Here is a 6,113-nt window from a genome sequence, read left to right on the forward strand (position 1 = left end):
CATTTTGTAGGAGAACTTCCGCCGGCGCCAGCACCGTTAACCTGATGTCCACAACCGATGACAGTGAGTTCATGCGCCAGGCCATCCAGCTGATGCGGGAGGCCGGAGTGGTGAACAAAACCGGCGGACCCTTCGGCTGCGTGATCGTGAAGGATGGCGAGGTGATCGGCGCCGCCGGCAACAGTGTGATGCGGGATCATGATCCCTCCGCCCATGCCGAGGTGAACGCCATCCGCCAGGCCTGCAAGACTCTGCAGACCGTGGATCTCACGGGGGCGGTGATGTACACGAGCTGCGAATGCTGCCCGATGTGCTATGCCACGGCCTACTGGGCCAGGATTTCGAAGATCTACTACGCCGCCGGTTGGCAGGATTATGCCGATCTCTTCGATGATGCCAACATTGGCGATGATCTTGCCTTGCCCTATCCAGAGCGTCGTCTTGCCCCGCAGCAGATCCTCCAGCAGGAGGCTGCCGTGGTGTGGGATGAGTTTCGGCAGCTGCCTGATGGGGCGCGGTACTGAAGCTCTTGTTGAGGCTCGCCCGCCGCGCCGCCTGGCCTCAAGGTCTTTGGACGGAGGCAACCAACTCCCCAGCCCGCCTGCAGGATCTGCCTACGATCGAGCCGCTGCCTGGTCCGATCGTGGTGAGCCTCTCCATCGCCCTGCTCACGGTCTCCGACAGCCGCACCCTGGCGGACGACCCCAGTGGCGACGCTCTGCGGCAGCGTCTGGAGGCCGCTGGCCATCGCCTGGTGGCGCGCCAGTTGGTGCCCGATAACCGATACCGCATCCGCGCTGAGGTCAGTGGCTGGATCGCCGATCCGGCGGTGCAGGTGGTGATCAGCAGCGGCGGCACCGGCCTTACCGGCCGCGACGGCACACCGGAGGCGGTGGCGCCGCTGCTCGACAAGACGATCGAGGGATTCGGCGAGCTGTTCCGGGTGCTCTCCTTCGAGATCATTGGCACCAGCAGCCTCCAGAGCCGCTGTTTGGCGGGGGTGGCGAACGGCACGGTGTTGTTTGTTCTGCCAGGCTCTCTCGATGCGGTGACAACCGCCTGGGATCGCCTGATCGGCGCCCAGCTTGATGGCGCCACCCGCCCCTGCAACCTGGTGCAGCTGTTACCGCGGCTCGTTGAATCCCCGGACCAGCCGGTGATCCCTTGCCCCTGACTGTCCAACGTCTGGTTGCCCACCACTTCCGTGCTGGCCCAGGGGTTCGGGCGTGTCATTCCTGACGACGGCCTGCTGTCCGCTGCCGAAGGGGCGAGGTGATCGGTCCGCGGTTGTTGCACCATTCCCTTGGTGTGCCTGCAAAGGCCGTGGTGCTGAGAAGCCCGGCAACATCCATGCCGTGATGCTTGTCGCAATCGACATGGGCATCGGCCTCCAGATCCGCGACACGCTGCAGGCAGGGAGCCTTGAGCGGATCGTGCTTGCCCCACAGGTGGAACACCCAGGCAAACCACCTGGATGCTTGGTCACCACGTTCTCGGGGTTCATCACAGGATTGCCGCAGGATCTGCGTGTGATGCAGAGAGGGCGAACTCCTTGCTCTCGATCCCCATAGGATCAGCATCGTCTGGTCCCATTCCAGGGCCCGAACCGACTATGCCGGCTCAAGTCTTGGCTCCATCCCTCCCTCGACAGATCTCCGTTCTTGTGGTGGGCGCCGGCCCCACAGGCCTGTTGCTCGCCGCTGAGCTGTTACGCCGCCAGGTCCCCACGCTGTTGATCGACGCGATGCCCGAGGCACTGCACTGGGACCGCGCCACGGTGATCCATCCGCTCTCGCTGGAACTGTTCGAGTCGCTTGGCCTGGTTGATGCCTTGCTTGCCGCTGGCTGCCGGCAGCGTCGGATCCTGATCCATGCCGATGGCCGCAGGCTGGGAGAACTGGATCTGGCGGACTGCGGCAGCCGCTACGGCTTCAACCTGGGCCTTTCCGAAGAGATCACCGAGTCTATTTTAGTTGCCTATCTGGAACGGCTGGGCGGCATGGTGCATCGCTCCTGCCGGCTGCTGGGGCTCAGATCCCACACGGAGGGTGTCACCGCCACGATCGCCTGCTCCGACCGGGAGCTACAGCTGGAGGCTCGGTGGGTGGTGGGCTGTGATGGTCTGCGCAGCACCACCCGTGAGCTCAGCGGAATCTCCTTCGAGGGCCACGCCATCGCCCGCCCCTGGGCCGTCTTCGATGCCACTGTTGAGGGCTGGCGCGATACCTACGAGGCCAATGCGGCCTATCTCGACGCCTCACCTCTGATCCTCACCGCCCTGCCCTCCCATCGCTGGCGGGTCTACCTGCGGCCCAGCTCTGACCAGGGCGATCTGGTGGCGGAGGCCACCGCCGTGCTGCGGCGCTATCTGCCCGAAGCGCGTTTCACGGCCGTGGAGAACCCCAGCCGCTTCCACTGCCACACCAGGGTGGCCAGCAGCTTCCGCTCAGGAGCCGTGTTCCTGGCGGGCGATGCCGCGCATGTGTGTTCTCCCGCCGAAGGCCATGGCATGAACTGCGGGCTGCATGACGCGGCCAACCTGGCCTGGAAGCTGGCGTTGGTGCATCACGGGGCTGCCACGACGGCCCTGCTCGACAGCTACGAGAGTGAGCGGCGGCCGGTGGCAGAACAGATCACCCGCTCCAGTGATGCCACCGAAGAGGCCCATGGGCTGCAGGAGAGCGAGGAGCGCGCTACTCGCGACAGAGCGATCGCCGCGATGCTTGCTGATCCATCGGCGCGGCAGCACGAAGTGGTGGCGGAAACCGAACTGAATCTGACGTACTCCGGCTCGGCGATCACCTGTGGAGCTGATCTCCCGCTGACCGGTGGGCAGCGGTTGAGCACCACGATCGCGTTGCCGTCTGAGGTCGGTGGCCGCCACCTGCATGAGTACACCCACCGCTGCGGGCACACCCTGCTGCTGCTGGGCCATGGCCAGACCGACCCTGCGCTGCTCGCAGCACTGCACGCCGAACTGGAGAGCCATACCACGACGTCCAGCCTTGTGGAGGCTGTGGTGTTGGTGCAACTCGAGGACGCCGCCGCTCTCGGTCTCGGCCCGCTGACTCTGCTGGCTGTACGCCCAGACGGATTCATCGGTCTTCGAGCCGACTTTGACCATCTCGATGCGTTGAAGCGCTACGAACGTCTGGTTCTGGGCCGGTGAGTCAGTTGAAGCTGGCTGGCCTCAGCCCTCAGCCCTCAGCAGTGCATCCATTAGCCGTGGATCACGGACCCTTGATATTGGAATCATCGCGTTGAATCCGTAGCATTTCGCATGCACCTCGCTGGAATTCGTAGTTCACCCGCTCAATCGACACGTGGTGTCCGGCTTCGCGCAGCATCTCGACACTTCCTTCCAGATGGGGCGAAATCGTGCCGCCAAATGTAAGCAGTGGAAAAACCCTGACTTCTTTAGCAACTCGGCATAGCTCCAGTAGCGAAGCATGATGAAATCCCGCGTCCAGCTGTTGACTATACAAGAAAAGCAGATGCGAGCAGAGGGCTAAGTCGAATTCGCCGTCAGAGAAAGGGAGAGATGGTAGTTTCGCGTTCAAGTACCGACCCTCAGCCAGGCCGGCTGGATAATCAGCCAAGAACGTTTGCATGGCGGCCATGCGGACCCGTCCTAGCTCCTCGACCGATGAAATTGCTTTCCAAATGAATTCATTCTGATTCTGCCTTATTTGATCGATCACTTGCGCATAGGTCGTGGTAATACGAGCTTCGATATCGGCCTTGCTGAAAGAATAGATTGGATCGCAAGAGACAGCCTTGGCGCCTCTTCTTGTTGCTTCTGCATTGAAGCTGGCGGGTCCATCTCCACAGCCAAGAATGCGGCCTGCCATCTCGGCATCGGCCAGTGAAAATATGGCAGAGTATTCGTCAAACGAACGGCCCCATGGAACGATCTGATCTAGGCTGAACATGGTCTCTCTAATGAATTGCTTGCGGTCGCGCTTGCCTGGAACTATAGAGACGATGGAATGGGCGAGCCTCATGCGTCGGCAATTTAGGCGAATGGCGATGTTGGACGAGTCCGCTGCGCGACAGATGTAGCTTCCATTATAGACAATTCAATAAACACGGGCCACCTGGATCTTCTGCCGCCGCCTGAATGCTTGCCTCTCGAAGGAGACGCGCCTAAGCTCGATGGCGATGGCAACACTGAAGGACTGCCTATCTTGCCATCGGCACACAAGAACAGAATTGTTTCGATCAACTCTAAGCTGAACATCTGCCGTCTCTCAATTTGCAGGGGAAACTTGCTAAGATGGGTCAGGCACCTCTATCCGCGTGTGCAGTTTCCCAATCCACAAGCGCTGGACGGTGCAACGCTGCGCCATGCCTATGCCATCCATCTGCTGCTGGGTGACTTCCAGCTGCGCTGGAAGAAAGAATCATGATCCTTCTTGCTGATCTTGTGGATCGCTACAGCAGTGAACTTGAGCGAATTCACCTTCACGGTGCCAGCAGAACTCAGGCGAATGTTCTGGCAGCATCAACGCACAGCCTACGATCTACTGCTGAAAACAGCCTGAGCAACCCTCTCCTCATTTGGACGGCGCGATCCAAGCCTCATGGGCCAGATCGGTGCTCATGCCGTGCTGCACACCCACAGCAGGCGCCTGAACTATCATCCCCATGTGCACCTGACCGTTCCAGCAGGAGCGGTGGACGAACAGAAGAACCAGTGGCGCAGGAAAAGGGGAAACCACCTCTTTCCGGCCCGAAATCTCGCCAGGGTCTTCCGCGCCAAGTGGTTCGAGGCGATACGGCTGGCGGGTCTGCACGCCCAGGAGAGTGTGCCGTCGCAATGGGTGGTGGATTACAAGGCTGTCGGCCGTGGAGGCAAGGCCCTGCACTACCTGGGCAGGTATCTCTATCGTGGCGTGATAAGGAACCTGACATCACTGCTGATCAAGGTGGGAGCGTGACCTTTCGGTATACTGAAAACAGCGGAGCCATCAGGACACGCACACTCTCAGGAGGAGAGTTTCTTTGGCTACTGCTGCAGCATGTGCTGCCCAAACGATTCCGGCGCGCGCGGGATTATGGATTCCTCCATGGCAACGGCAAGAAGCTGATGCAGCTGCTCCGGTTATTGCTGAAAGTCGTGGTGCCTGAGCATCCCCAGCCGAGCCAGCGTGTTCCGGTTCTCTGTACGCATTGCGGCCATGCGATGACTATCATCGACACCCGGCTGCGATTGAATGGACCGATGTTGTGCTGAGTGCCAGTCTTGGAAGCCAAACGATATCCATCCTGATAGATTCTGAATAAGAGCATCAGCTAACAACGCTGCACTCAGCAAAGAGAGCCGCAGCGCAGGCGCGGCTGCGGCTATAGAATGGCAAACGAACAATCAGGCAGCAACGAGGACTCTCGGGCGGGAACTTCTGCCTAGAGGCAATGCTGAAGCAACCCCCTGAATTCTGGCCGGATGTTTCTGCTATAGAAGGTCTGTCGAGCAGCTGTGAAGGGCTTGTCCAACACCGGATAAGATCGTGGCTACGCATGATCTTATCCTTGTTCGTTAGGCCTTCTCGTCGAGATCCTTAAGTGTGATCCCATCTTTGGTCTTCCATTCTGTAAGTCCGTTAGCGCCGCCTCCATGCACAGTTGCCGCTGCAGCGCTCGACCTGGAGAACTCAGCATCCCTCGTGAAGCAGGGCTGATTCAAAGTTTCAGCATGGCTTGGGCTTTGGCTGACGCATCGCCATCGCCATCAGTGTCGTGATGTCGTGCATCACCGCCTGCATCCCAGCGCGGATCGATTGAAAGCCCGCCAATCGCAGCAGGTTGAGGGCTGCTGTGCGCAGCGAGGCCAGCGCTCCGGCCCCGTTTCCCCGGTAGCGGTGGGCGTCCTCGTGGAGCTGGCTGTCACGGATCCAGTGCCAGCACTCAATGCTCCAGCGGTCGCGCACCAGTCGCAGCAGGGCTTCTGGGGTGGTGCGCAGGCTGGTGACAAACAGGTGGGTGGCCTGAAACGGTCTCCCGTCTCTGGTGCCGGTAGCGGTCATCTCCACAATCCAGCTGGTGCCAACCCAGCTCTCGCGGATGTGCTCCGGTGCCTCCTTTGCCCGCAGCGTCCAGGTGATGTCGCGGCC

Annotated in this window: 10 protein-coding genes and 1 pseudogene; 7 read left to right on the forward strand and 4 right to left on the reverse strand. The window is 60.7% G+C overall.

Annotated elements, in window-relative coordinates; all coding sequences use genetic code 11:
- The first annotated feature begins 44 nt into the window (after positions 1 to 44).
- Together KQ310_RS04095 and moaB are read left to right on the forward strand one after the other, a co-directional pair.
- Entirely contained in the window at positions 45 to 524 is a 480-nt protein-coding gene (locus KQ310_RS04095; RefSeq protein ID WP_259720506.1) for a nucleoside deaminase, read from the forward strand.
- Positions 525 to 646: 122 nt separating this feature from the next.
- Entirely contained in the window at positions 647 to 1,174 is a 528-nt protein-coding gene (gene moaB, locus KQ310_RS04100) for a molybdenum cofactor biosynthesis protein B (RefSeq protein ID WP_259720523.1), read from the forward strand.
- A 55-nt stretch (positions 1,175 to 1,229) separates the two neighbouring features.
- Here the strand turns inward: moaB and KQ310_RS04105 are convergent, their stop codons facing one another.
- Positions 1,230 to 1,457, reverse strand: a complete 228-nt coding sequence (locus KQ310_RS04105; RefSeq protein WP_259720507.1) for a hypothetical protein — start codon at positions 1,455 to 1,457, stop codon at positions 1,230 to 1,232.
- Positions 1,458 to 1,627: 170 nt separating this feature from the next.
- Between KQ310_RS04105 and KQ310_RS04110 the strand changes: the two genes are divergently transcribed.
- Positions 1,628 to 3,169, forward strand: coding sequence for an FAD-dependent monooxygenase (locus tag KQ310_RS04110; protein ID WP_259720508.1), 1,542 nt, complete (start codon positions 1,628 to 1,630; stop codon positions 3,167 to 3,169).
- A 61-nt stretch (positions 3,170 to 3,230) separates the two neighbouring features.
- Here the strand turns inward: KQ310_RS04110 and KQ310_RS04115 are convergent, their stop codons facing one another.
- Complete coding sequence (locus KQ310_RS04115) at positions 3,231 to 4,004, reverse strand: SAM-dependent methyltransferase (RefSeq protein ID WP_259720509.1); 774 nt, start codon at positions 4,002 to 4,004, stop codon at positions 3,231 to 3,233.
- A gap of 120 nt (positions 4,005 to 4,124) precedes the next feature.
- Here KQ310_RS04115 and KQ310_RS04120 point away from each other — a divergent pair, with 120 nt between their 5' ends.
- The 4 genes and pseudogenes from KQ310_RS04120 to KQ310_RS04130 all read left to right on the forward strand — a co-directional run bounded on the left by KQ310_RS04120 (position 4,125) and on the right by KQ310_RS04130 (position 5,236).
- Positions 4,125 to 4,409: a hypothetical protein gene (locus KQ310_RS04120; RefSeq protein WP_259720510.1), complete on the forward strand. Its 285-nt coding sequence runs from the start codon at positions 4,125 to 4,127 to the stop codon at positions 4,407 to 4,409.
- 174 nt (positions 4,410 to 4,583) lie between these two features.
- Complete coding sequence (locus KQ310_RS04125; protein WP_259720511.1) at positions 4,584 to 4,940, forward strand: transposase; 357 nt, start codon at positions 4,584 to 4,586, stop codon at positions 4,938 to 4,940.
- A pseudogene (locus KQ310_RS15955) lies at positions 4,937 to 5,017 on the forward strand (hypothetical protein); the annotation flags it as partial. The gene KQ310_RS04125 and the pseudogene KQ310_RS15955, both read left to right, overlap by 4 nt.
- Before the next feature lie 6 nt (positions 5,018 to 5,023).
- Entirely contained in the window at positions 5,024 to 5,236 is a 213-nt protein-coding gene (locus KQ310_RS04130; protein WP_259720512.1) for a hypothetical protein, read from the forward strand.
- Positions 5,237 to 5,539: 303 nt separating this feature from the next.
- Here KQ310_RS04130 and KQ310_RS15960 read toward each other — a convergent pair whose 3' ends face one another.
- Together KQ310_RS15960 and KQ310_RS04135 are read right to left on the reverse strand one after the other, a co-directional pair.
- A complete protein-coding gene (locus tag KQ310_RS15960) occupies positions 5,540 to 5,686 on the reverse strand; it encodes a DUF4357 domain-containing protein (RefSeq protein WP_399237601.1) in 147 nt (48 codons plus the stop codon).
- Positions 5,687 to 5,690: 4 nt separating this feature from the next.
- On the reverse strand, positions 5,691 to 6,113 hold a 423-nt coding region (locus tag KQ310_RS04135; RefSeq protein WP_259720513.1), incomplete at its 5' end, for a transposase.

It is taken from the genome of Synechococcus sp. CS-1328, from assembly GCF_025128095.1.
Taxonomy (GTDB): domain Bacteria; phylum Cyanobacteriota; class Cyanobacteriia; order PCC-6307; family Cyanobiaceae; genus CBW1002.

What these genes read in the sequence shown, in the direction of transcription:
- KQ310_RS04095 (WP_259720506.1), top strand. Translation starts at nt 45, where the DNA reads ATGTCCACAACCGATGACAGTGAGTTCATGCGCCAGGCCATCCAGCTG.
- KQ310_RS04125 (WP_259720511.1), top strand. Translation starts at nt 4,584, where the DNA reads ATGGGCCAGATCGGTGCTCATGCCGTGCTGCACACCCACAGCAGGCGC.
- KQ310_RS04115 (WP_259720509.1), bottom strand. Translation starts at nt 4,004, where the DNA reads ATGAGGCTCGCCCATTCCATCGTCTCTATAGTTCCAGGCAAGCGCGAC.